Consider the following 3,039-nt stretch of genomic DNA (forward strand, 5'->3'; position numbering starts at 1 on the left):
ACCGCGTCCGGCATGTCGGCGGTGTTCACCGCGCTCGGCGCCTTGCTGAAGGCGGGCGACCGTCTCGTCGCCGCCCGCAGCCTGTTCGGTTCCTGTTTCGTGGTCTGTAACGAGATCCTGCCGCGCTGGGGCATCGAAACCGTCTTCGTCGACGGTGACGACCTCGACCAGTGGGAGCAGGCCCTCTCCGTCCCCACCCAGGCCGTGTTCTTCGAGACCCCCGCCAACCCGATGCAGACCCTCGTCGATGTCCGCAAGGTCACCGAGCTCGCCCACGCCGCGGGCGCGAAGGTGGTGCTGGACAACGTCTTCGCCACTCCGCTGCTCCAGCGCGGCTTCGAACTCGGCGCCGACGTGGTGGTCTACTCCGGCACCAAACACATCGACGGCCAGGGTCGCGTCCTCGGCGGCGCCATCCTCGGCGCCCAGGACTACATCGACGGCCCCGTCAAAACCCTGATGCGCCACACCGGCCCGGCGCTGAGCCCGTTCAACGCCTGGACCTTGCTCAAGGGCCTGGAAACCATGCCGTTGCGCGTGCGCCATTCCACCGAGTCGGCCCTGCGGGTGGCCGAGTTCCTGGAGACCAAGAACTCGGTCGACTGGGTGAAATACCCCTTCCTGGAATCACATCCGCAACACGCGCTGGCCAAAGAACAGATGACCGGCGGCGGCACCGTAGTCACCTTCGCCCTCAACGGCGAAGACGGCAAGAAGCGAGCCTTCGAGGTCCTCAACCGCCTGCGCATCATCGACATCTCCAACAACCTCGGCGACGCCAAAACCATGATCACCCACCCCGCCACCACCACCCACCGAGCCATGGGCCCGGAGGGGCGTGCGTCAATCGGCCTGTCCGACGGGGTAGTTCGTATCTCGGTCGGTCTGGAAGACCTCGAAGATCTCCTCGGCGACCTCGACAACGCCCTGAGCTAGTTCGTCCGAACGTCCCGAGTCGGCCTGTCGCAACGACCCACGCTCGGCAGGTCGACGTCGGACTCGTGGATCGCCTACCGGACCGGGTCGTAGACCGCGAACCCCAGGTGGCCCGCGACGGTGGCCATGTTCTTGTCGTGGGTCACCACCGTGAGATCGTCCAAGCCGCTGCGCAGTGCCGAGGCGAGATGAATCGCGTCGAGTGTCCGGATGTGCGAGATGATCGCCTCGGCTTCGTTCAGCACAGCGTGATCGATCGGAATGATGTCGATGTGGTCGATGATCTGACCTCGGTCGAGCACGGGCAGGCCTTCCCGGCGAAGGACGCGAGTGATCTCGGTGCGCAACAGTCGCGAAGAGACGATCCGGCACTCTTTGTCCGCGGTCGTCTCATCGAACCACCGTGCGGCTTCGATGGAATGCCCCAGCATGATCCGCATTGCCACCGAGGTGTCGAGGTAATAAGCCCTCACCACTCGCCCTTCTCGGACTCGAGGAGCTCGTCGATCGACGCCGCGCTGCGCAGTTCGTGCCGGGCGATGGCGCTCGTGTGTGCCCCACCGTCGACCGCGCGCCGGATGATCTGGGTCGACGAGACCGCGGGGACGATGTAGCCGACCCGATGGTTGTGGCGCGTCAACTCATAGACCTCGCCGGACTCGACGTCGGCGACCATCGCGGACGGATTCTGGCGGAGTTCGCCGACACTGATCGACTTCATGAAATCAGTCTAGCCGAAAATTGTCTACTATTGTCTACAGACTTTACGGGCTTCTCGGTGGGCTCGACCATGCCCTGAGCGGATTCACTGTCTTGCGGCGTCCAGAATCGCGATCGCCTCGTCGATCGGATCGATGACGAAAAGCTCGGTTCCGGCGTCGGTGTCGACGCGCAGACGAGTGCGCAGGCCGCCGCTGAACAGGCCGCCATCCGGGCTTTGCTGCCCGACGGCGCGCAGCTGGGTCAGGCGCGCTTCCCAGCGCTTGCCGCCGGTGATCGCGTCGAGGTGATTGGGTACGAAGAGCAGTCGGGTTTCGGTCAGATGGAGGCGTCCGCCGACGGCCCTGCTCCCTTGCGTTCGATTGGCGAGTTTCTGCCAGACGACCTTCTCGGTGGCGTTCAGCGCGGGGCTACCGATCCACAATCCCATGGTTCATTTCCTTGTGTCGTTCCGGTGTTCGTGACCATGGATCGATATCTGGCCGGGCGCCGTTAATGGGCGCCCGGCCAGGGATCTGAGCAGACCGGTCTCAGCCCAGGTTGCGCAGGCGGGGCCAGGTCGCGCTCGAAGAGGTCGATCCTGCGTTCGATGTCGATGATCGCCAGCGCACTCGGCACTGTCCGAGAGGCGCTACGTCCAACTGGTCTCCACGACCGGAGGCTGAAATCCGCCCTTCAGATCAACCGGCCGAAGTATCCGTAATTCCGGTGTGTTCGAGCGTGGTAAAAGACACTTATGTCCACGAAGTCACGCTCCCGCTCGGGAAGGTGTTGCCTGCGAGCGCTTCCGCAACGTGCTACATGTTATGTCGGTTGCTCCTGATCTATGTGGAGCCGTGCTACCGCTAGTCGTACAGTCTCGCGAAGTCCAGCGAGAATATCGACGTCGATCGGCACTCACATGTGAATCTGGCGGCCAGCGTCGATGGCCATCAGCGCTGCCGCCGTGCGGGGCTTATCGTCGAGCCTCGGCCGACGGTACCGGCAAATAACCGAAAAGGCGCAGGCAATGTGCGGTTACGTCCGTTTGAACCCAACCGCGGGGCGCTAACCAACGGCGACGGTTGCAGGTCAGTGTGTAGTAGCCGGTTCGGATTGACGAATCTCAGGTAGGCGGCTTAGTCTTCCCATGTTGCGTATGGGAGGGACGCATGGATTGGCCGGTCAGGCCCAATACCTCATGTCGGCTCGCCCCTTGTCGCGGTGGCGTCTGTACTGCTCAGACGCGGTGGGGTTCGTATAGTTCGCCCGACATGGACAACCACGCTTTCGGCCGACCGGCGCGAGCGGTCTGAGGTGATCGATTGGTTGGACGACCGATCCAAAAAAATGGGAGCAGGGGGACAAGTGAGGATCGGGATATTTCAAATGCCAATGCTCGTT

Annotated in this window: 3 protein-coding genes and 1 pseudogene; 1 reads left to right on the forward strand and 3 read right to left on the reverse strand. The window is 63.2% G+C overall.

Going from position 1 to position 3,039, the window contains the following annotated elements; translation table 11 throughout:
- The coding region (locus tag ACFWF3_RS30245) for an O-succinylhomoserine sulfhydrylase (RefSeq protein WP_379317069.1) at positions 1-936 on the forward strand (936 nt) is incomplete at its 5' end.
- A 74-nt stretch (positions 937-1,010) separates the two neighbouring features.
- On the opposite strand, the gene ACFWF3_RS30250 is transcribed toward ACFWF3_RS30245, so the two are convergent.
- From ACFWF3_RS30250 to ACFWF3_RS30260, 3 genes and pseudogenes are all read right to left on the reverse strand, one after another.
- Positions 1,011-1,412 (reverse strand): PIN domain-containing protein, encoded by a 402-nt coding sequence (locus ACFWF3_RS30250; protein WP_379317071.1) that lies wholly within the window; start codon positions 1,410-1,412, stop codon positions 1,011-1,013.
- A gap of 95 nt (positions 1,413-1,507) precedes the next feature.
- Positions 1,508-1,657, reverse strand: a pseudogene (locus tag ACFWF3_RS30255) (type II toxin-antitoxin system Phd/YefM family antitoxin); the annotation flags it as partial.
- A gap of 84 nt (positions 1,658-1,741) precedes the next feature.
- Positions 1,742-2,086, reverse strand: a complete 345-nt coding sequence (locus ACFWF3_RS30260) for a hypothetical protein (protein WP_378996046.1) — start codon at positions 2,084-2,086, stop codon at positions 1,742-1,744.
- Positions 2,087-3,039 lie beyond the last annotated feature (953 nt).

The sequence above is a fragment of the Nocardia sp. NPDC060220 genome (genome assembly GCF_042727815.1).
GTDB lineage: Bacteria > Actinomycetota > Actinomycetes > Mycobacteriales > Mycobacteriaceae > Nocardia.

Excerpts from the sequence above, each read along its gene's own strand:
- ACFWF3_RS30260 (WP_378996046.1), bottom strand. The coding sequence starts at position 2,086 with ATGGGATTGTGGATCGGTAGCCCCGCGCTGAACGCCACCGAGAAGGTC.